Genomic DNA, 21148 nt, shown 5'->3' with positions numbered 1-21148 from the left:
AAGGGGCAGCGCCCCTACGGGGCGTCCCGTACCGCGTCCCGCAGGTCCAGCACCGCCTCCGCGCCCCCGCCCGCGGGGTTGCCGAAGGTCAGCCGGGCGCCGAGCACCCGGGCCTGGCCCGCGGCGATGGTCAGGCCCAGGCCGAGGCCGGAGCGCGAGCCGGTGCGGAAGCGCTGGGGGCCGCGCGTGAGCAGGTGCTCCGGGAAGCCGGGCCCGCCGTCGCGGACCCTTATGACGCCGCCGTCCACCTCGGCGACGACCGGGGCGGCGCCGTGCCGGAAGGCGTTGGTGACGAGGTTGGCCAGTATCCGCTCCACCCGCCGCGCATCCGTCTCCACCAGGCACTCGCGCACCACCGTGACCGTGACCTCGTCCTGCCCGGGCGCGGCCGCCGCCCGCACCGCCCGCCGGGTCAGCTCGCCCAGCGCCCTCACGTCCGTCTCGGCCTGCTCGGCGTCGCCGTCCAGCCGGGCCACCTCCAGGACGTCCTCCATCAGCGACCGCACCCGCTGCGCCCGTTCCCGGACCAGCTCCGCAGGCCGGCCCGGCGGCAGCAGCCCGGCCGCGGCGACCAGGCCGGCCACCGGGGTGCGCAGCTCGTGGGCGATGTTGGCGGTCACCTCGCGCTCGGCCTGCAGGCGGGCGGCGAGGGCGTCGGCCATGGTGTTGACGGAGTGGGTGAGCCGGGCGATCTCGTCCTTGCCGCCCCGCGGCTTCAGCCGGGCGGTCAGATCGCCGTCGGCGATGCGCTCGGCGGTCCGCGCCGAGGCGTTGAGGCGGCGCCCGACGATGGTGGCCAGGGCCACGCCGACGGTGGCGGCGAGGGCGGTGCCGAGGCCGCCGGCCAGCCAGAGGTCCTCGTCGAGGGAGGCGAGGTTGCGGTCCTGGCGGGTGTAGGCGTGCTTGATGACGATGACGTCGTCGCCGAGCCGGGTCGCGGCCCACAGCGCGGGCTCGGGGCCGCTGCGGTCGAGGTAGGTGGCGCGCTTGCCCTGTTCGACGGCGCGGCGCAACGGGCCGGGCATCCGGTAGGGGTTGAGGATCGTCCGCGGCCGGTCGAAGCCGGCCGCGTGGTCCTCGACGGCGGTCAGCAGCCGCTGGTCGATGTCGCTGCGGGCGGTGTCCAACTGGTTGACGGCGGTGCGGTGATGGACGACGAGCCCGATGATGACGGCGACCAGAGCGGAGACCGCCGTGATCGCCACGGCGGTCTTGATGCGCAGTCCCATCGGACGCCCCCTGTCCCTCTATCCCCTGGGCACGGGGAGCCGCAGGTCGCGCAGCTCCTTCTGCTGTGCGGGCGGCAGCCCGGCGGCCTCGGCCACGGCGACCACGGCCCGGCTGTAGTAGCCGGAGCCGCCCTGCCGCACCAGCCCGCCCAGGGTGACGCCGGCCCGGTACGGTCTGTCGCGGCAGGCCGGGGCGCACCAGCCGCCCGACACCTCGCCGGTCGCCTCGGCGGTCGGGCCGCCCCAGGACTTCCAGCGCAGCCCGCTCAGCCGGACCGAGTCGCCGATCTCGAAGGACGCCGGACGGCGCACCGGGGGTTGACCGGCGCCCTCGGTGATCCAGACCGGGCCCGCCACGGAGGCGGCCGGGCTCGACGCCGGACCGGTGACCTTCAGTCCGCCCGGGTCGGCACAGCCGCACAGCGTCGCACCGAGCAGCACCGCCGTGAGGGACACGGCGGCGGCGGTCGCGAGGAGTGGTCGCACGGGGTTCCTCATGCCGGACGGACGGGACGGATACGGGCGTTCGATGGGGCCATTCGTGCCAAATGTAACCGGCGTGGCTGGTTCGACGCCCGCGCCCTTGACCCCTTCCCGGCGTCGGCTCATAGGATCACCGCGCTCAAGTGGTCCGGTCCAGAGGCCGGGGGGGGTGTCCGATGGATCGGCACAGGCCCTGCGGCGCCACACGGAGGTCACTCATGCACATTCCCCGCCGCACGCTGCTCGGCGCCGTGGCCGGGTCGGCCGCCCTCGGAGCGGTCGCCGGCATCTCCTCCACCTCCGCGAACGCCGCCGAAGCGGGCGCCGCGGCAACCGCGCTGGCCCGGCTGCTCCCCCGGCACCGGCAGCAGGTCGCCTTCCGCACCGTGGCCCGGAGGGGCGGGGCCGACGTCTTCCGGGTGTCCGGCCGGACCGGCCGGATCACGGTGGAGGGCACCACCCCGGCCGTCCAACTCGCCGGATTCCACCGCTATCTGAGGCGGACGGCGCACGCCCACTTCTCCTGGAACGGCGAGCAGACCGCCCTCCCCGACCGCCTCCCGGCCCCCGCCGCCCCGGTCACCGGCACGGCGAACGCCGTCCACCGCTTCGTGTTCAACGACACCGGCGACGGCTACACGGGCCCGTACCGCGACTGGGCCTCCTGGGAGCGCGAGATCGACGTCCTCGCCCTGCACGGCTTCAACGAAGTGCTGGTCTACGCGGGCGCCGACGCCGTCTACCACCGCACCTTCCTCGAACACGGCTACGACGACGCCGAGTTGCGGGACTGGATCCCGGGGCCCGCGCACCAGCCCTGGTGGCTGCTGCAGAACATGGCCTCCTTCGGCGGCCCCGTCTCCGACGGACTCCTCGCCCGGCGCACGGAGTTGGCGCAGCGCATCGTGCACCGGCTGCGCGAACTGGGCATGACGCCCGTGCTGCCCGGCTGGTTCGGCACCGTGCCCCCGGACTTCGACCGGCGGAATCCGGGCGCCCGCGTCGTCCCGCAGGGCGACTGGGGCGGCGGCTTCCGGCGCCCCGACTGGCTCGACCCGCGCACCCCGCACTTCGCCCGGGTCGCCCGCACCTTCTACCGGGTGCAGGAGGAGCTCCACGGGGCCACTTCGATGTACAAGATGGACCTGCTGCACGAGGGCGGCACCCCCGGCGACGTCCCCGTCGCGGACGCCGCGCGCGCCGTGGAGGACGCACTGCAGTCCGCCCGTCCGGGCGCGGTCTGGGCCATCCTCGGCTGGCAGGAGAACCCGCGGCGCGAGATCCTCGACGCCGTCGACCGCTCGAAGATGCTCGTCCTGGACGGCCTGTCCGACCGCTTCCCCAAGGTCACCGACCGCGAGGCCGACTGGGGCGGCACACCCTACGCCTTCGGCTCCATCTGGAACTTCGGCGGCCACACCGCGATGGGCGCCAACACCCCCGACTGGGCCGCGCTGTACGACCGTTGGCGCACCAAGCGGGGCAGCGCGCTGCGCGGCATCGCCCTGATGCCCGAGGCCACCGACAACAACCCCGCGGCCCTCGCCCTCTTCTCGGACCTGGCCTGGACGGACGGCCCCACGGACCTCGCCGCCTGGTTCGGGCAGTGGTCCGTCGCGCGCTACGGCGCCGCGGACCCGCACGCCGCCCGCGCCTGGGACGTCCTGCGCCGCACCGCCTACGGCACCACCCGCGCCGACAGCTGGAGCGAGGCCGCCGACGGCCTCTTCGGCGCCCGCCCGGACCTGGCCGCCACCCACGCGGGCACCTGGTCGCCGCGCCGACTGCGCTACGACGCCGCCGAGTTCGAGAAGGCCCTGCCGGCCCTGCTGGCCGTCGCTCCCGGCCTGCGCGGCAGTTCGGCCTACCGCTACGACCTGATGGACGTCGCCCGCCAGTGCATCGCCAACCGCAGCCGTCTGCTGCTGCCCCGCATCAAGGCGGCGCACGACGCGGGCGACCGCGCCCGCTTCGACGGCCTCGCACGCCAGTGGCTGGACTGGATGACCCTGCTGGAACAGGTGACGGCCACCGACGCACACCACCTGCTGGGCCGCTGGACCGCCGACGCCCGCGCCTGGGGATCCACCCCCGCCGAGCGCGACGCCCTGGAGTACGACGCGGTCTCCCTGCTGACGATATGGGGCCCGCGCGCCGCGGCGGACGGCGGCGAACTGCACGACTACGCCAACCGCGAGTGGTCCGGCCTGATCGGCGGCCTCTACCGGCTGCGCTGGACGACGTACTTCACGGAACTCTCCGCGGCGCTGGCGGAGGGCCGCAAGCCGAAGCCGATCGACTGGTTCGCCCTGGAGGACCGCTGGACGCGAGAACGCCCTGCGTTCCCGTCAAGACCGCAGGGCGACATCATGCGCATCGCAAGAACGGTGGCGTCGAGGCTGTAGCGGCCCGTAAGGGGCGCGGGGAACTGCGCGATCAGCCACAGCCGACCCGCACGTACCCCGCGCCCCAACCGACCCCTACCGCTTGGGAGTACGTACCGCACCCTCACCGGAACCGAGCTTCCACTCCCGGTTCAGAGGACCGAGCGGCAGACTCCGCTCGAACACGGGAGTGCCGAAAATATCCAGGTGCGCCCGGAGCGCCCCGCCCAGATCGACACCGCCGTACGCGGCCCACTTGCCGACGAGCGACCCGGTGCCGTCGGAGGCCCCGGTGGCCGTGCCCTCCACGTCGGCACGCAGGTACGGCGCCACGTTGCCGGTGACACCGACGCTGCCGTAGAGGCCGACACTGGCCTCCGCGCCGAGCGCGGCCTTCACCTTGCCGGCGGCGGTCGCGGTCGCCGTCACCGGCGTGCCGCTCATGTCCGCCTTGGCGACCGGCGTCCAGCCCTTGGCCCTGCTGTACGAGCCGCCGACCTTGAAGTCGCCCTTGACGTCCTGCTTGACGTCGACGCTGACCTTTCCGTCGGCGTCGACCTGGAGGTAGCAGGTGAGGTCGAGGTTGATCACGACCGGCACCGCGCCGACGGTGATGACGGGGTCGGCGTGCAGCTTGGCGAACGGCACCCGCAGCGGCTTGCCGTCCGCCGTCGTTGCGGCCGCCTGACCCTTGAGCTCCCACTGCGAGGTCCAGTCGCCGGACAGGCTCAGGGAGGCGGTCCCCGGCGTGCCGGTGGCGGTGCCCTTGCCGTCGTAGGCGAAGTCGACCTCGGGTGCGAGCTGGACGAAGCCGTTGGCGGAGGCGTCGACGGACCCCTGGGCGGGGCCGGCCTTGCCCGTCACCGTGGGCAGCGCCGCGCTGACGTCGACCCGCAGGCTGCCGAGCGGCAACTGCGCGCCCTCGGGCCCGAAGTGCACGCCGCCGGTCTTCGCCCAGGAGACCTTCACCTTCGGGGCGAGCGGCTCGACCTTCACCGAGGACGGGTCGACGGGCACCTGCCCCTTGGCCGTGGAGCCGCCCAGCAGGGCGCCCAGCGTGGCCGGGGCGGTCTTCACCTCGGTGCCCTGCTTGGTCGTGCCCACCACCTCGGTCACCTTCGCCAGCACGCCCTGGGGCGCACCGGGGGCCGGGGCACTGGCGATGACGTCACCGACGGCAACGGGGGCCGCGGGCCTGGGCGTTCCGCCCTCCTCCTTACCCTTTCCCTTGTCCTTCTCCTTGCCGGAGATGACGGCGCGTCCGCTGCCCTTGTCGAACTCGGCCACCTTCAGCGAGGACTTGGCCGCGGGCTTCCCGCCCGTCTGCGGCGTCGCCACGGCGCTGGGCGCCCCGTCACCGGCAGGCGCCGCAGCCACCGCGAGCTGCGGGTGCGCGTCAGCGGTCCCGGCAGCGGCCACCGGCTCCGTGCGGTCGCTCTTCCCGGCCGCGGAGGTGCCGGACGACCCCGAACACCCGGTGACGACGAGCAGGGAGGCGGCAGTCAGTACCGGTAGAACGGCATACCTGGTGGTATTGCGCAAAGTTGGTCCCTCAGGGGCGTGATGTGGGGGCGACCGGAGGAAGTCGGCACTCCGGCCGGGCCGTTACTCGCAGGTAACGATTGGCAAGATCGTGCCACGGCCCACAGCCACGCAGAACCGATTCACCAGCCGCACGAAGATGATCTGGATCACACCGGCACCAGAGGACGGCGACAACGAAAAGGTCCCGCCCGAGAACTCTCGGACGGGACCTTCCCATGTGCGGTGGACCTGAGGGGATTCGAACCCCTGACCCCCTCGATGCGAACGAGGTGCGCTACCGGACTGCGCCACAGGCCCTTGCAACGAGTGGAACTCTAGCACCCCCATCGGGGCGCCCGGAAATCCGCTCCCCCTCCGACCCCGCTGGTCAGCTCACTCGTTGGCCGCGCGCGGCCGGTCCTCGTCGGCGTACTGGTCGAACAGCGGCGTGCGGCCGCGCTCGCGGGGACGGCGGCGGAGCGGGCGCGAGCCGCGCCGCTCCTCGGCGGCGGGCCTGCGGTCGGGGGCCGGCTCGGCGGTGCTGGAGCGGGCCGAGCTCCAGGTGTCCGGGGCGCCCAGGTCGACGGGACCGCCCGCGCGGGGGGCGACCGGCGCCGAGACGTACGTCGGCAGCGGCACCGGCACGGGCTCCCAGCCGTCGCCGGTGTCCCGCTCGCGCTGCTGGTCCACCCACTCGGCGTGGTCGGTCTGCTCGACGAGCGCCCGCCGGTCCGCGCTGCGCGAGGAGGCCGGGGGCTGCGCTGCCGGGGCCGGGCGGACCACGGTGTCAGCGGCGTCGGACGCGCTCTCCGGCGCCGCCTGCTGAGGGCGCGGGCGGCCCTCGCGCAGCCGCTGGGCGGCCAGTTCGGCCCGGCGGCGGTCCATGGTGAAGGCGAAGCGGCGCCGCTCGTGCACCCGCAGGTAGCCGATGTACGCGCTCAGCAGGGCCGCCGGCACGGCGGGGACCCACAGGAACTCCAGGCCGCCCACGCCCGCGACGATCGCGCCGACGGTGAAGGCGAGGAAGAGCAGCACGGTCGTGCGCCGGCGGCGCGCCAGCACCTTGGAGCGCCGGGCCCGCTCGGCGGGCGTCGGCGCCGCCGGGCCGGGCGCGGGCGCGCCGGAGGGCCGGACGGCGACCATCTCGGTCACGGCGTCCGGCTCGGGGGCGCGCTCCTCCGGCTCCGCGGGGTCCGCCGGGACCGCCGCCTGAGCGGGGGTGCGCCCTTCGAGGTCCTTGGCGTAACGGCGCTCCATGCCCGCCCGTCCGGACAGAAGCCGGATGGCTGTGCTGAAGCGTTCCGTCGGACGGGCTTCATTGAGCTCGTCCTGCCTACGGAGCCACATCGGCACCAAGTAGGCGGCCCAGGCCCCGACGATGACTGCGTAGATCAGGCCGCTGCTGCTCACCCTTCACACGGTAGAGGGGTCCGGACAGCGGATTCCGCCAATTGGCGCGGTGTGTCGCACGATCCGGCTGATATCTCGAACTTTTTTTGTGATTGTTGGCAACGGAAGCCGACGGAAGCCAACGAATACCGTCAATTGACAGTCAATATCGAACGTTTATTTTATTTCTGTGAGCGGCTGCGGTGCCAGCGGCCGAGCAGCCCGTCGACGGCCTCGTCGGCGGTCAGCGCATAGACCAGGTGGTCGCGCCAGGCGCCGTCGATGTGCAGGTAGCGGGGGCGCAGGCCCTCCTCGCGGAAGCCGAGCTTCTCCACGACGCGGCGGCTGGGGAGGTTCTCGGGGCGGATGCACACCTCCACCCGGTGCAGGCCGAGCGTGCGGAAGCAGTGGTCGGTGACGAGCGCGACGGCGGTCGGCATCACGCCGCGGCCCGCCACGGCCTCGTCCACCCAGTAGCCGATGTGTGCCGAGCACATCGAGCCCCAGGTGATCCCGGCGACCGTCAGCTGGCCGACCAGGCGGCCGCGGTACTCGATCACGAACGGCAGCATCCGCCCCGCGTGGGCCTCGGCGCGCAGGTGCCGGACCATCTGCCGGAAGGTGGGCCGGCGGCCGGGCCGGCCGCCGGGCGGGGGCGGCGGGACGGTCGCCTCCCAGGGGCGCAGCCAGTCGCGGTTGCGGTGGTTGACCTCGCGCCAGGCGCGCTGGTCGCGCTGCCGTATGGGGCGCAGGACGATCTCGCCGTCCGCCAGCTCGACCGGCCAGATGGCGCTCACCCGGCGGAGCCCTCTGCCGGTCTGGAGTGGTCGCCGCCCCGGAGCTGGTCCACGGCGTGCACCAGCAGCCGCTCCAGGACGGCGAGGCCGTCCCGTACCCCGCCCGTCGAGCCGGGCAGGTTCACGATCAGCGTGCGGCCGCCGGCGACGCCCGCGAGCCCGCGGGAGAGGGCGGCCGTGGGCACCTTGGCGAGGCCCTCGGCGCGGATGGCCTCGGGGATGCCGGGGACGTCGAAGTCGAGGACGCGGCGGGTGGCCTCGGGGGTGCGGTCGGTGGGCGAGATGCCGGTGCCGCCGGTCGTCACGACCGCGTCGTATGCGGCCGCAACCGCGTCGCGGAGGGCCGCCTCGACGGGGGCCCCGTCGGGGACGACGAGGGGGCCGTCGACCGTGAAGCCGAGGTCCCGCAGCGCGGCTGCGATCAGGGGGCCGCCCTTGTCCTCGTACACGCCTGCGGCGGCGCGGTTGGAGGCGGTGACGACGAGGGCGCGGTAGGGCCGGCTCACCCCTGGTCTCCTTCTCCCGCCCCGCGGGACCAGGCGCCCGACTTGCCGCCCGTCTTCTCCTCCACCCTCACGTCCGTGATCACTGCCGCCTTGTCGACCGCCTTGACCATGTCCACCACCGTCAGCGCCGCGACCGTCACCGCCGTCAGGGCCTCCATCTCCACGCCCGTGCGGTCCGTCGTCTTCACGGTCGCGGTGATCTCGACGGCGTCGTCCGCGACCGTCAGGTCGACCTTGACGCCGGAGACGGCGAGCGGGTGGCAGAGGGGGACGAGGTCCGGGGTGCGCTTGGCGCCCATGATCCCGGCGATGCGGGCCGTGGCGAGGGCGTCGCCCTTGGGGACCCCCTCGCCGCGCAGGAGTTCCACGACGCTCGGGGAGACGAGCACCCGGCCGCTCGCGCGGGCGGTGCGTGCGGTGACGTCCTTGGCGGAGACGTCGACCATGCGGGCCGCACCGGCGTCGTCGATGTGGGTCAGCTGCTTGCTCATCGTTCTCCCGGTCCGGGTCCTGTGGGGAGCCACCGTACCGGCAGCGCCGCGGCGTCAGTCGAGAAGGACCGCGTCCAGCTCGGCGCCGGGGGCGACGGAGGCGGCGTCCTCGGGAACGACGATCAGCGCATTGGCCCCGGCAAGGGCCTTGACCAGGTGCGATCCGGCGCCGCCGAGCACGGTGACCTCGCCGGTGGCCGGATCGTGGCGGCCGCGCAGGTACTGCCGGCGGCCCTTCGGCGAGGAGGCGACGCCCTCGGGGCAGACCGCGCGCACGACCTTCCGGTCCGCGGGCTCCAGGCCCATCAGGGCGCGCAGGGCGGGCCGTACGAAGAGCTCGAAGGACACGTAGGAGCTGACGGGGTTGCCGGGGAGGGCGAACAGCGGCGTGCGGTCGGGGCCGATCCGGCCGAAGCCCTGCGGCTTGCCGGGCTGCATGGCCAGCCCGCGGAAGTCGACCCTGCCCTCCTCGGCCGGGAGCCCGGAGAGCGCCTCCTTGACCACGTCGTACGCGCCGACGCTGACGCCGCCGCTGGTGACCACGGCGTCGGCCCGGACCAGCTGGTCCTCCAGGGTGGCGCGCAGTGTCGCGGGGTCGTCGCCGACGGCGCCGACGCGGTAGGCGAGGGCTCCGGCGGCGCGGGCGCAGGCGGTGAGCATGAAGCTGTTGGAGTCGTGGATCTGCCCGTGCGCGAGGCTCTCGCCGGGCGGGACGAGCTCGCTGCCGGTCGACACGACGACCACACGGGGGCGCGGGCGCACGGAGACGGTGCCGCGGCCGATCGCCGCCAGCAGGCCGATCTGGGCCGGGCCGAGCAGGGTGCCCGCGGCGAGGACGAGCTCCCCGGCGGCGACATCGCCGCCGCGGGCGCGGACGTGGGCCCGGGCGTCGACGGAGCGGTGCACCCGGACCTCGGTCGTGCCGCTACCGGCCATCGTGGTGGCCGGCCCGCCGCCCAGGCCGCCGTCGGTCCACTCGACGGGGACGACGGCCTCGGCGCCGGGCGGCAGCGGTGCCCCGGTCATGATGCGGGCGGCCTCGCCGGGGCCGACGGCCGGCGGCTCGCCGCTGCCCGCCGCGACGTCGCCGACGACCGCGAGCACCGCCGGGAACTCCTCGCCCGCCCCCTCGACATCGGCGACCCGGACCGCGTAGCCGTCCATGGAGCTGTTGTCGAAGGGGGGCAGCGCGGCGGGTGCGGTGACGTCCTCGACCAGTACGCAGCCCTGGGCGTCCATGAGTTGGAGCGCGATGGGCTCCAACGGGCGGATTTTCCCGAGGATGTCGGCGAGGTGCTCGTCCACGGACCAGAGGCGGTCCGCCTCGGCGGACGCATCGGCGGCTCTGCTCAAAGGCGGCAAAGTGCTACATCTCCTCGGTGACGTACCGGCGAAGCCAGGCCCTGAAGTCCGGTCCCAGGTCTTCACGTTCGCATGCCAGTCTGACAATGGCACGCAGGTAGTCGCCACGGTCCCCGGTGTCGTAGCGGCGCCCGGTGAACACCACGCCGTGCACCGGCCCGCCGCGGCCGGGTTCGGCGGCGAGGGCCTGCAGGGCGTCGGTGAGCTGGATCTCGCCGCCGCGGCCGGGCGGGGTCTCGCGCAGCACGTCGAAGACGGCCGGGTCGAGCACGTAGCGGCCGATGACCGCGTAGTTGCTGGGCGCCTCGGCGGCGTCCGGCTTCTCGACGAGGCCGGTGACCTCGACGACGTCCTCGGTGTCGGTGGGCTTGCCGGCCGCGCAGCCGTAGAGGTGGATCTGCTCGGGGTCGACCTCCATGAGCGCGATCACGCTGCCGCCGTGCCGGTTCTGGATGTCGACCATGCGCGAGAGCAGCGGGTCGCGGGAGTCGATCAGGTCGTCGCCGAGCAGCACGGCGAAGGGCTCGTTCCCCACGTGCGGGGCGGCGCACAGGACGGCGTGGCCCAGGCCCCGGGGGTCGCCCTGGCGCACGTAGTGCATGGTGGCCAGGTCGCTGGACTCCTGGACGCGGGCCAGGCGGGACTCGTCGCCCTTGCGGCGCAGGGCCTCTTCGAGCTCGTAATTGCGGTCGAAGTGGTCCTCGAGCGGACGCTTGTTGCGGCCCGTGATCATCAGGACGTCCGACAGTCCCGCGGCCACCGCCTCCTCCACCACGTACTGGATGGCCGGCTTGTCGACGACCGGCAGCATCTCCTTCGGAGTGGCCTTGGTGGCCGGAAGGAAGCGGGTTCCGAGCCCGGCGGCAGGGATGACAGCCTTGCTGATCCGAGGGCGCGAGAGAGTCATGGGCCGACACTATCCGTTGGGCTTGGGCGAGGATACGACTCGATCGAGTATGACCCTAGCCAGGGAGTTTGTACGAACAATGATCCCGTCCGACAAGACCGCGCTGCGGCGGACCCTGCTGGCCGCGCGTGCGGCGCTGACGGCCCAGGACATCGAGGAGGCGCGGGCCGCCCTCGGGCGGCGGGCGCTGGAACTGCCCGAGCTCGCACAGGCGCACACCGTGGCCGCCTACGTCTCGGTGGGCACCGAGCCGGGCACCCGCGCGCTGCTCGACGCGCTGCGCGCCCGCGGGATCCGGGTGCTGCTGCCGGTGCTGCTGCCCGACAACGATCTCGACTGGGCCCCCTACCGCGGCGCCGCCCACCTGGCCCCCGCCCGCCGGGGCCTGCTGGAGCCGGACGGCGAGCGGCTCGGCCCGGAGGCCGTGACGGAGGCGGAGGCGGTACTGCTGCCGGGCCTGGCGGTGGACGGCCGCGGGATGCGGCTGGGCCGCGGCGGGGGCTCGTACGACCGCGTCCTGTCCCGCCTGGACCGCGCGGGAGCGGCCCCGGCCCGGATCGTGCTCCTCTACGACGACGAGGTGGTCGCACGGGTCCCGGAGGAACCGCACGACCACCCCGTGAATGCAGTGATCACCCCTGGCGGGGTACGTCGTTTTCGCGCCCCGTAGCCGCGCCCCGAAGGGGCGCGGGGAACTGCGCGACCAGCCGGAGCGGACCCGCAGATGACCACGGGCCCGCCCGGCAGGGCCTACGGCTTGAGCGTCAACACGTCGTCCCCGGCCTTCGCCACCGCGTCCCCGCTGAAAGCCCAGGGCAACAACTCCCCCTTGGCCCACTTGTCCGTCTGGTCGTAGTAGTGCGCGTTGTACGCGTGCCCGGACGCCCCGGTCAGGTTGATCCACCGCGACTTGTCGAGGTCGTCGAGATTGACCACCATCCGCATCGACGGCACCCAGATCACGTCGTAGCCACCCGCCGCGTTCCAGCCCGCGGCGTTGACCGCGGCCTCGCCGCCCGCCAGGTTCCACGGGCCGCGGTTGAGCATCCACTGGACGATGCCGGGACCGTTCTTGCCGAGGGTCTGGTTCTTCAGGTTCAGCTGGTGGAGACGGCCCCAGCTCCAGGAGTTGACGTCCTTGCCGAGCTTGGAGGTCAGCTCCCAGCGGGCGTCCTTCATGGCCATGGCGAGCAGGTCGTCACGGTTGCGGGCGCCGGGGTTGGTGCGGGTGCCGTTGGTCTTCCACCAGTCGTCGTCCGGCTTGTCGAGGATGCTGCGCACGACCTCGGACCAGCGGTCGCCGCCGTCCGGCTGCGCCGCGTCCGCCTCCCGCTCGCCGCACTCCCAGACCAGCCGGGCGTTGCCGTTGAGGTCCTCCTGGGGACCGGAGTCGTTGGCCGGGCGCACCCGCAGGCACTGGCCCTTGACCCGCAGTTCCTTGGGCAGCTTGTTGCCGAAGGCGAGCTTGAGGACGTTGCGCCAGACCGCGTTGAAGTACGCGGCGGCCGGGGAGTCGGCCTCCTGGGCGTAGTCCCAGTCCTTGAGCAGGTTCTGCGCCTCGTGGACGTACTTGGTCTCGCGCTCGTTGGCGCCCTTGACGTTGATCTTGAGCAGGTACGGCGTCAGCAGCTTGGCGATCTCGCTGGAGTTGTCCAGCTGCATCTTCTGCATGTCGTCCGTCGAGATCTTCCCGCCGTCCTTGATCTTGGACTGGATCAGCTCGTTGATCCGCTGGCTGCGGGTGCCGTAGCTCCAGTCCGAAGTCAGCTTCTCCGGGTAGTCCTTGCCGGCGACCGCCTGGTTGGCGGTGACGATATAGCCGCGCTTGGGGTTGTAGTCCCAGGGCAGCTCGGACTGCGGGACGAAGCTCTTCCACTGGTAGGCGGAGTCCCAGCCGGGGGCCGGGTAGCGGCCGTCGCCCTTGCCGCGGACGGGGATCCGGCCGGGGGCCTGGTAGCCGATGTTGCCCTTGGTGTCCGCGTAGATCAGGTTCTGCGAGGGCACCTCGAAGTCGGCGGCGGCCTTTTGGAACTCCTTGAAGTCCTTGGCCTGGTTGATCCCGAAGACCGCGTCCATGGTCTTGCCCGGGTCCAGCGCCGTCCACCGCAGGGCGATGGCGTAGCCCTCGGCGCGGTCGGGGGCGGGGTCCTGGACGGGCGCGTCCTGGCCGACCTTGGCGAGCTCGTCGTTGCGGTCGGAGACGATCGGCCCGCTGTTGGTGGAGCGGACGGTGATCTCACGGTCCTTGCCGCCCGCGACCTTGATGGTCTCCTTGCGGGTGGTGAACGGGACCTGCTTGCCGTCGTAGAGGTAGGAGTCGGCGGTGACCTTCTCCAGGTAGAGGTCGGAGACGTCGGCGCCCATGTTCGTCATGCCCCAGGCGATGTCCTGGTTGTGGCCGATGACGACGCCCGGCATGCCGGAGAAGGTGTAACCGGCCACGTCGAAGGGGCACTCGGGGCCGGTCTTGTTGCAGTGCAGGCCCATCTGGTACCAGAGCGAGGGCATCTGGGGCGCCAGGTGCGGGTCGTTGGCCAGCAGCGGCTTGCCGGTCGTCGTGTACTTGCCGGAGACGACCCAGGAGTTGGAGCCGATGCCGTTGCCGCTCGGGCCCAGGAGCGCCGGGACCTTGTCGAGCGAGCTCGACAGCGCGGACAGGCTGGTACGCAGGCCGGTGGCGGCGGAGCCGCCGGTGGCCGGGTTCGTCGCACCGTTCTGCGCGCCCGCGGCCGGGGTGGCCTTGGGGTCGAAGGTCTTGGTGGCGGGGTCGACCGCGCCGCCGTCGACGATCGGCTGGTTCCGGTCGTACGGGTACGGCGGGTAGAGGTCCTCGATCTGCTTCGGGCTCAGCCGGGCCGCGGCGAGCGAGCGGTCGATCTCGTCGCGCATGTTGCCGCGCAGGTCCCAGGCCATGGCCTTGAGCCAGGCGACCGAGTCGACCGGGGTCCACTGCTCGGGCTTGTAGTCGTTCTGGAACTCCAGGGCCGCGTACTCGACCGAGAGGTCCTTGCCCTTGTGGTCCTTCAGATAGGCGTTGACGCCGTCGGAGTACGCCTGCAGGTACTTCTTGGTGGCCGGCGAGAGCTTGGTGTCGTACTCCTGCTGCGCCACCTTCCGCCAGCCCATGGTGCGCAGGAAGGCGTCGGTCTCCACCGTGGAGTCGCCGAACATCTCGGAGAGCCGGCCGGCCGTCATGTGACGGCGGACGTCCATCTCCCAGAACCGGTCCTGTGCCTGGACGAAGCCCTGGGCGCGGAACAAATCCTCGGCGTTGTCCGCATAGACCTGCGGAATGCCGTTGCCGTCGCGCACCACCTTGACCTGGCCCGACAGCCCCTTGAGCTGGAGCGTGCCGTTGGTCTTCGGGAACGAGGCGCGCACCGTGCCGACGCTCCAGTACGAGCCGTAGGCGACGCCCGCCACGAGCAGCAGCACGAGGGTGATCACGAGCAGGCGGGCGCGTCGGCCTTTCTTCTTCTTGCCGGAAGGGCCGGTCTTGTTGGCGGGCATCGCTGTCCTTGCTGTCCTTCGCGGGGCAGGGGGTCCGGGAGTGCTGGAAGCAACCATAGGCGCAGGGCGCAGGGCCACCCGACGCGGAGTCACCACCGGCGTCCGGGCGCCTGGGAAGCGATCGTCAACGAAACGCGTTAAGAACCCGTAAAATATTAGATGAGGAAATGAAGCTTCCTCCCGTCGCTTCCCGTTGCTCGTGAAAGGACCGGCCCCTGACTGTCCACCACCTCAACGAACTCCTGCTCATCTGCTCGCTCGTGCTGCTCGTCGCAGTGGCCGCGGTGCGGGTCTCCTCACGCAGCGGGCTCCCGAGCCTGCTCATCTATCTGGGCATCGGCGTGGCCATCGGCCAGGACGGCATCGGTGTCCACTTCAACGACGTCGGCCTGACCCAGGTCATCGGCTACGCGGCCCTGGTCGTGATCCTCGCCGAGGGCGGCCTCGGCACCAAGTGGCACGAGATAAGACCGTCGCTGCGCTCCGCCGCGGTGCTCTCCACCTTCGGCGTCGCGGTCAGCGTGGGCGTCACCGCCGCGGCCGCGCACTACCTGGCCGGCATGGAATGGCGCCAGTCACTGATCATCGGTGCGGTCGTGTCGTCCACGGACGCCGCCGCGGTCTTCTCCGTCCTGCGCAACGTCCCGCTCCCCGCCCGGCTCACGGGTGTACTGGAAGCGGAGTCCGGCTTCAACGACGCCCCCGTCGTCATCCTCGTCGTCGCCTTCTCGGCCGCCGGGCCCGTCGACCACTGGTACCTCCTGGTCGGCAAGATCGCCCTGGAACTGGCCATCGGCGCGGGCGTCGGCGTCGCGGTCGGCCTGATCGGCGCGTGCACGCTGCGCCGGGTCGCCCTGCCCGCCTCCGGTCTGTACCCGATCGCCGTCATGGCCTTCGCCACCGCCGCCTACGCGGGCGGCGCCCTGGCCCACGGCTCCGGCTTCCTCGCGGTCTACCTCGCCGCGCTGATCCTCGGCAACGCCAGGCTGCCGCACCAGCCGGCCACGCGGGGCTTCGCCGAGGGGCTCGGCTGGATCGCCCAGATCGGCATGTTCGTCCTGCTCGGCCTGCTCGTCACCCCGCACGAGCTGGGGCAGGACATCCTGCCCGCCCTCGTCGTCGGGCTGGTGCTGACCATGGTGGCCCGTCCGCTGTCCGTCTTCCTCAGTACGGCGCCCTTCCGCACCCCCTGGCAGGAGAAGGCCCTGCTGTCCTGGGCGGGGCTGCGCGGGGCGGTGCCGATCGTGCTGGCCACCATCCCGATGGTGGCCGAGGTGGACGACAGCCGGCGGATCTTCAACATCGTCTTCGTGCTGGTGATCGTCTACACCCTGGTCCAGGGCCCGACGCTGCCCTGGCTGGCCCGCCGGCTCGAACTGGGCGACACCGAGGCCGAGGACCTCGGCATCGAGTCCGCACCCCTGGAGCGGCTGCGCGGCCACCTGCTGTCGTTCGCGATACCCGACGGCTCGCGCATGCACGGTGTGGAGGTCTCGGAGCTGCGGCTGCCCGCCGGGGCGGCGGTCACGCTCGTCGTCCGGGACGGGGCGAGCTTCGTCCCGGCCCCCTCGACCGTCCTGCGGCACGGGGACGAACTGCTGGTGGTGGCCACGGACCCGGTGCGGGACGCCGCCGAGAAGCGGCTGCGGGCGGTCGCCGAGGGCGGCAAGCTGGCCGGCTGGCTGGGCGCGCAGCGCACGGCGGAGAACGGCAGCGGGCCACCGGATGTGACCGGGGTCATAGGTGCAGGAAAACGACCCCGTATGATAAAGAGGAAGTAATCAACAACTTCCCCAATCGAACCAACTCTGCCTGATGCAGAGCTGGCGCGACCGCACGGCGGCCGCGGCTGCGCAACCGAGGCGGCCGGAGCGGTATCTACCACGGTCCTGCGCGAGAGGACAGCTCTCGGCGCGCACCGTGCGGTCGCCCGTGCGGTGCGTGCTACCAGGCGGCGGAAAGGCCCGGACCGTGGCTGACACGGTCGACGACACCGCCGGGGCACGACCCGGATACGGCAGGCTGCTGCGTACGCGCGGCGCCTGGACCTTCCTCCTGCCCGGCTTCTTCGCCCGGCAGCCGTTCGCGATGCTGACCATAGGCATTCTGCTGCTGGTCCAGGACACCACCGGCTCGTACACCACCGCGGGCGCCGTCTCGGCGACCGCGGGGGTGTCGATGGCCCTGTTCGCCCCGCAGGGCGGCAAGCTCGCGGACCGCTTCGGGCAGGGCGCGGTGCTGGTCCCCGGCGTGCTCGTGCACGCCGCCGCGATCTCGCTGCTGATCTCTCTCGCCCTGTCGGACGCCCCGCTGTGGGCGCTGTTCGCCGCGGCGGTGCCCGCCGGTGCGTCCACCCCGCAGGTCGGCCCGATGGTGCGGGCCCGCTGGGCTGCCAAGCTGGACGGCTCGCCGCTGATGGCCACGTCGGCAGCGTTCGAGTCCGTCACCGACGAGTTCACGTTCGTGATCGGCCCGGTGCTGGCCACCGCGCTGTGCACGGGCATCCACCCGGCGGCCGGCCTGGTCGCCGAGGCGGTGCTGACCCTCTTCGGCGGTCTGCTGTTCGCCGCGCAGCGGCGCACGCAGCCGCAGCCGAGCCGCTCGCGCGGCGCGGGCGGGGCCGCGGAGAAGGGCCGCTCGGCACTGTCCGTCGCGGGCGTCCGCGTGCTGGCCGTGATCTTCCTGGGCATCGGCTCGGTCTTCGGCGGCATGCAGGTCTCGCTCGCCGCCTTCACCGAGGACATCGGCGAGCCGGGCCTGAACGGCCTGCTCTACGGCATCTTCGCGGCCGGGAACATGACCGCCGGCATCATCTGCGGCGCCATCGCCTGGCGCAGCAGCCCGCAGCGCCGTCTGCTGATCGCCTACCCGCTGCTGGTGCTGGCCACCGGCCCGCTGTGGGCGGCGCACTCGCTGCCGCTGCTGGGCGGGCTGGGCCTGGTCGTCGGCCTGTGCATCGCACCCGCGCTGATCACCGGATTCACGCTGGTCGAGAAGCTGGTGCCGGCCGGCATGCGCACCGAGGCGTTCACCTGGCTGACCGGCTCGGTCGGCCTCGGCCAGGCGGCCGGCGCGGCCCTCGGCGGCAGGCTGATCGACAAGTACAGCCCGCACGCGGGCTTCCTGGTGCCGCTCATCGGCACGGCGCTGGCGCTGGCCGTCCTGCTGGCGCTGCGCAAGGCGCTGGCGGTCCGGCCGGGGTCCGCCTCGCGGGTGGCGGCGAGTGGGGTCGGTCACCGCGAGCCGGTATCGGTGGACTGACGGGCAGGAATACTGCACTATGGACCGTCGTTAGCACTCATCGAGTGAGAGTGCCAGGAGGAGCAAGTGCCGACTTACCAGTACCAGTGCACCGAGTGCGGCGAGGGCCTCGAAGCGGTGCAGAAGTTCACCGACGACGCCCTGACCGTGTGCCCGCAGTGCGAGGGACGCCTGAAGAAGGTCTTCTCGGCGGTCGGCATCGTCTTCAAGGGCTCCGGCTTCTACCGGAACGACAGCCGCGGCGCGTCGTCCAGCAGCACGCCGGCCGGTTCGACTGCGTCGGGCTCGTCGAGCACGTCGTCGACCGGCACGTCGTCGACCAAGGCGTCGAGCCCGTCGAGCAGCAGCACGGCATCCTCCTCGGCTGCCTGATCTTTCTACGAGCGGAGCCCGTTGCCCCTTCAGGGGGCGGCGGGCTCCGTCGCGTTGCGGGGGCAGCCCCGTAGGGTGAGGCCATGGTCGACATCGGCACCGCGCGAGCGGACATAGGCGTCATCGGCGGATCGGGGTTCTACTCCTTCCTGGACGACGTCACCGAGATCCAGGTCAAGACCCCCTACGGCGCCCCCAGCGACTCCCTCTTCCTCGGCGAACTGGCGGGACGGCGCGTCGCCTTCCTCCCCCGGCACGGGCGCAGCCACACCGTGCCCCCGCACCGGATCAACTACCGCGCCAACCTCTGGGCGCTGCGCTCCGTCGGCGCCCGGCAGGTGCTGGGCCCCTGCGCCGTGGGCGGGCTGCAGTCCGCGTACGGGCCCGGCACGCTGCTGGTGCCGGACCAGCTCGTGGACCGGACGAAGTCCCGTACCCAGACGTTCTTCGACGGCGAGCCGCTCCCGGACGGCACCGTCCCCAACGTCGTGCACGCCACCTTCGCCGACCCCTACTGCCCCGCCGGCCGCACCGCGGTCGTGGCGGCGGCGCGCGGGCGCGACTGGGAGCCGGTGGACGGCGGCACGATGGTGGTGATCGAGGGGCCGCGCTTCTCGACCCGGGCCGAGTCCCGCTGGCACGCGGCGCAGGGCTGGTCCGTGGTCGGCATGACCGGGCACCCCGAGGCCGCCCTGGCCCGTGAGCTGGGCCTCTGCTACACGTCGATCTCGCTGGTCACGGACCTGGACGCGGGCGCGGAGACCGGCGAGGGCGTCTCGCACGACGAGGTCCTGCGGGTGTTCGCGGAGAACGTCGGACGGCTGCGCGAGGTGCTCTTCGACACGGTGAAGGGCCTCCCGGAGCCCGCCGACGCGGACTGCCTGTGTCGGCACGCGTATGAAGGGCAGGAACCCGGTATCGCGCTTCCGTAGGATCGGAACCGCACATTCCGGTACAGAGAGGCTCTCCGTGAGCGAGAAGAAGACAGGAGTCCTCGGCGGCTTCAAGGCATTCCTGATGCGCGGGAACGTCATCGACCTGGCAGTCGCCGTGGTCATCGGAGCAGCGTTCACGAACATCGTGAACTCCGTGGTCAAGGGCGTGATCAACCCGGTCGTCGGGGCCTTCGGCACCAAGGACCTGGAGCACTACGCGTCCTGCCTCAAGGGCCCGTGCGTGCGGAACGCCGCGGGCGAGGTCACGGAGGGCGTCTCCATCCAGTGGGGCTCGGTGCTCAGCGCCTCGCTCACGTTTCTGATCACCGCTGCGGTGGTGTATTTCCTGATGCTGCTGCCGATGAAGCGGTGGCAGGAGCGGAAGCCTCCGGCGGAGGCCGAGCCGAAGGGGCCGTCGGAGGTCGAGCTGCTCACCGAGATCCGTGATGCGCTGGTCGCTGCGCGGCGGGACGGGGATACGGTGCCTGCGCAGCGCTGAACCGTGCGGGTCCGTCTGGGCTGATCGCGCCCACGCGACGGAGCCGCAAATCGAAAGCAGCCCCGCGCCCCTTTCAGGGGCGCGGACGGGGCGCGGCCAATGCCTAGATGTGGTGCGGCGGCTTTTCGTCCAGGAAGCGGGCGAGGTCGCCGCCCGACGGGCGCTCGTCGCCCCAGCCTCGGTCCGTGTCGTCGGACGACGGGCGCGACAGCGGGTCGTCGAAGATCAGCGCGGCGGCGGAATCTCTGGGCTCGGGGGCGGTGCTCATGTCCTCAAGGGTAGGGGTACGCGCTCCGCGCGCGGGCCGGGGCGCCTGCGGTGAGAATCGGGCCATGAGCGTGCTGCGCCCCATGACCGAACGCGGACGCGAGGAGTCGCACCGCGCCGCGACGCCCCTGGAGCTGTTCTTCGACCTGTGCTTCGTGGTCGCGGTGGCCCAGGCGGGACGGCAGCTGGTGCACGCGCTCGCCGAGGGGCATCCGCAGCACGGCATCCTCGGCTACCTGATGATGTTCTTCGCCGTGTGGTGGGCCTGGATGAACTTCAGCTGGTTCTCCTCGGCGTACGACACGGACGACGCGCTCTACCGCGTCGTCACCCTCGTCCAGATCGCCGGTGTGCTGATCCTCGCCGGCGGCGTGCCCCGCGCCTTCGACCGCGGCGACTTCACGGCGGTCTGGTTCGGCTATCTCGTGATGCGGTTCGCCATGGTCTCGCAGTGGCTGCGGGCGGCGCACGGCTCGGAGGGCGAGGAGCGCAGCACGGCCCTGCGCTACGCGGCGGGCATCAGTCTGTGCCAGGTCGGCTGGCTGGGGCTGCTGTTGCTGCCGGGCCACGCCAAGTCGTGGCTGTTCCTGGGGATGGCGGTCCTGGAGATGTGCGTGCCGCCCGTCGCCGAGCGCCGTCACCAGACGGGCTGGCATCCGCACCACATCGCCGAGCGCTACGGCCTGTTCACGATCATCGTGCTCGGCGAGACCGTCTCCGCGGCCACGGTCGCCGTGCAGTCGGCGGTGGACGAGCACGGGTCGCTGGGCACCCTGCTGCCGATCGCGGCCGGCGGGCTGCTCATCATCTTCGCCGCGTACTGGATCTACTTCGCGGTGCCCATCCACCTCCATCTCGCCTCCAACAGACAGGCGTTCCTGTGGGGTTACGGGCACTACCCCGTCTTCGTCTCGGCGGCGGCGGTCGGGGCGGGCATCGAGGTCGCCCTCGAAGCGGCGACGGGCAAGGCGCACATCTCCACGGCCGCCGCCTCCGCGACGGTCACCGTCCCCACCGCCCTGTTCATGTTCACGGTGTGGCTGACCCACTCCCGGCACCAGAAGCGCGGCCTGGCCCAGCAGTCGGTGCTGCCGGTCTCCGCCGCGCTGGTGCTGCTGTGTACGTTCGCGGGCGGCAGGGCCGTCCTCGCAGCCGGTCTGGTGGCCGCTGCGACGGTCGTGGTGGGCGTCACTCTGACGTCCAGGGGGGCAGCGCGGGAGCGGAGTGCGTGA

Annotated in this window: 19 protein-coding genes and 1 tRNA gene; 8 read left to right on the top strand and 12 right to left on the bottom strand. The window is 72.4% G+C overall.

What is annotated here, in order from left to right; translation table 11 throughout:
- Window positions 1–14: 14 nt before the first annotated feature.
- Together ACLHRZ_RS40075 and ACLHRZ_RS40070 are read right to left on the bottom strand one after the other, a co-directional pair.
- A complete protein-coding gene (locus ACLHRZ_RS40075) occupies window positions 15–1229 on the bottom strand; it encodes an ATP-binding protein (RefSeq protein WP_490423540.1) in 1215 nt (404 codons plus the stop codon).
- 18 nt (window positions 1230–1247) lie between these two features.
- Window positions 1248–1715: a hypothetical protein gene (locus ACLHRZ_RS40070; protein ID WP_490423539.1), complete on the bottom strand. Its 468-nt coding sequence runs from the start codon at window positions 1713–1715 to the stop codon at window positions 1248–1250.
- A gap of 215 nt (window positions 1716–1930) precedes the next feature.
- Here ACLHRZ_RS40070 and ACLHRZ_RS40065 point away from each other — a divergent pair, with 215 nt between their 5' ends.
- Window positions 1931–4117, top strand: a complete 2187-nt coding sequence (locus tag ACLHRZ_RS40065) for an alpha-N-acetylglucosaminidase (protein ID WP_490423538.1) — start codon at window positions 1931–1933, stop codon at window positions 4115–4117.
- Window positions 4118–4192: 75 nt separating this feature from the next.
- On the opposite strand, the gene ACLHRZ_RS40060 is transcribed toward ACLHRZ_RS40065, so the two are convergent.
- The 8 genes from ACLHRZ_RS40060 to galU all read right to left on the bottom strand — a co-directional run bounded on the left by ACLHRZ_RS40060 (window position 4193) and on the right by galU (window position 11072).
- The gene (locus ACLHRZ_RS40060; RefSeq protein WP_490423537.1) at window positions 4193–5638 is read right to left on the bottom strand and encodes a hypothetical protein; all 1446 of its coding nucleotides are present in this window, start codon (window positions 5636–5638) and stop codon (window positions 4193–4195) included.
- 226 nt (window positions 5639–5864) lie between these two features.
- Window positions 5865–5938, bottom strand: a tRNA-Ala gene (locus ACLHRZ_RS40055).
- Window positions 5939–6013: 75 nt separating this feature from the next.
- The gene (gene sepX / locus ACLHRZ_RS40050; RefSeq protein ID WP_490423536.1) at window positions 6014–7030 is read right to left on the bottom strand and encodes a divisome protein SepX/GlpR; all 1017 of its coding nucleotides are present in this window, start codon (window positions 7028–7030) and stop codon (window positions 6014–6016) included.
- A 161-nt stretch (window positions 7031–7191) separates the two neighbouring features.
- Window positions 7192–7806, bottom strand: coding sequence for a GNAT family N-acetyltransferase (locus ACLHRZ_RS40045; protein WP_490423535.1), 615 nt, complete (start codon window positions 7804–7806; stop codon window positions 7192–7194).
- Window positions 7803–8312, bottom strand: a complete 510-nt coding sequence (locus ACLHRZ_RS40040) for a MogA/MoaB family molybdenum cofactor biosynthesis protein (RefSeq protein WP_490423534.1) — start codon at window positions 8310–8312, stop codon at window positions 7803–7805. Before ACLHRZ_RS40040 ends, ACLHRZ_RS40045 begins: the two co-directional genes overlap by 4 nt.
- Entirely contained in the window at window positions 8309–8803 is a 495-nt protein-coding gene (gene moaC / locus ACLHRZ_RS40035) for a cyclic pyranopterin monophosphate synthase MoaC (RefSeq protein ID WP_490423533.1), read from the bottom strand. Before moaC ends, ACLHRZ_RS40040 begins: the two co-directional genes overlap by 4 nt.
- Window positions 8804–8857: 54 nt before the next feature.
- Window positions 8858–10156: a molybdotransferase-like divisome protein Glp gene (glp, locus tag ACLHRZ_RS40030; RefSeq protein WP_490423532.1), complete on the bottom strand. Its 1299-nt coding sequence runs from the start codon at window positions 10154–10156 to the stop codon at window positions 8858–8860.
- A gap of 13 nt (window positions 10157–10169) precedes the next feature.
- Window positions 10170–11072, bottom strand: coding sequence for a UTP--glucose-1-phosphate uridylyltransferase GalU (galU, locus tag ACLHRZ_RS40025; RefSeq protein ID WP_490423531.1), 903 nt, complete (start codon window positions 11070–11072; stop codon window positions 10170–10172).
- Window positions 11073–11151: 79 nt separating this feature from the next.
- On the opposite strand from galU, the gene ACLHRZ_RS40020 reads away from it, so the two are divergent.
- A complete protein-coding gene (locus ACLHRZ_RS40020; RefSeq protein WP_490423530.1) occupies window positions 11152–11742 on the top strand; it encodes a 5-formyltetrahydrofolate cyclo-ligase in 591 nt (196 codons plus the stop codon).
- 80 nt (window positions 11743–11822) lie between these two features.
- On the opposite strand, the gene ACLHRZ_RS40015 is transcribed toward ACLHRZ_RS40020, so the two are convergent.
- Window positions 11823–14582 carry a penicillin acylase family protein gene (locus ACLHRZ_RS40015; protein ID WP_490423529.1) on the bottom strand — a complete coding sequence of 920 codons (2760 nt, stop codon included), beginning with the start codon at window positions 14580–14582 and terminating at the stop codon, window positions 11823–11825.
- A gap of 260 nt (window positions 14583–14842) precedes the next feature.
- On the opposite strand from ACLHRZ_RS40015, the gene ACLHRZ_RS40010 reads away from it, so the two are divergent.
- The 5 genes from ACLHRZ_RS40010 (at window position 14843) to mscL (ending at window position 19649) form a co-directional block, all read left to right on the top strand.
- Window positions 14843–16363, top strand: a complete 1521-nt coding sequence (locus ACLHRZ_RS40010; protein WP_490423528.1) for a potassium/proton antiporter — start codon at window positions 14843–14845, stop codon at window positions 16361–16363.
- A 190-nt stretch (window positions 16364–16553) separates the two neighbouring features.
- Window positions 16554–17843 (top strand): MFS transporter, encoded by a 1290-nt coding sequence (locus tag ACLHRZ_RS40005; RefSeq protein WP_490423527.1) that lies wholly within the window; start codon window positions 16554–16556, stop codon window positions 17841–17843.
- A gap of 66 nt (window positions 17844–17909) precedes the next feature.
- On the top strand, window positions 17910–18215 hold the full coding sequence (locus ACLHRZ_RS40000) for an FmdB family zinc ribbon protein (protein ID WP_490423526.1): 306 nt from the start codon (window positions 17910–17912) through the stop codon (window positions 18213–18215).
- Between the two features lie 83 nt (window positions 18216–18298).
- Window positions 18299–19147, top strand: a complete 849-nt coding sequence (locus ACLHRZ_RS39995; RefSeq protein ID WP_490423525.1) for an S-methyl-5'-thioadenosine phosphorylase — start codon at window positions 18299–18301, stop codon at window positions 19145–19147.
- Between the two features lie 37 nt (window positions 19148–19184).
- Complete coding sequence (gene mscL / locus ACLHRZ_RS39990) at window positions 19185–19649, top strand: large conductance mechanosensitive channel protein MscL (protein ID WP_490423524.1); 465 nt, start codon at window positions 19185–19187, stop codon at window positions 19647–19649.
- Between the two features lie 103 nt (window positions 19650–19752).
- On the opposite strand, the gene ACLHRZ_RS39985 is transcribed toward mscL, so the two are convergent.
- The gene (locus ACLHRZ_RS39985) at window positions 19753–19917 is read right to left on the bottom strand and encodes a hypothetical protein (RefSeq protein WP_490423523.1); all 165 of its coding nucleotides are present in this window, start codon (window positions 19915–19917) and stop codon (window positions 19753–19755) included.
- 64 nt (window positions 19918–19981) lie between these two features.
- Here ACLHRZ_RS39985 and ACLHRZ_RS39980 point away from each other — a divergent pair, with 64 nt between their 5' ends.
- The gene (locus ACLHRZ_RS39980) at window positions 19982–21148 is read left to right on the top strand and encodes a low temperature requirement protein A (RefSeq protein WP_490423522.1); all 1167 of its coding nucleotides are present in this window, start codon (window positions 19982–19984) and stop codon (window positions 21146–21148) included.

Source organism: Streptomyces sp. AM25 (assembly GCF_058146165.1).
Note: the sequence above shows the minus strand (reverse complement) of the source record. Positions and strands in the feature narration are given on the sequence as shown.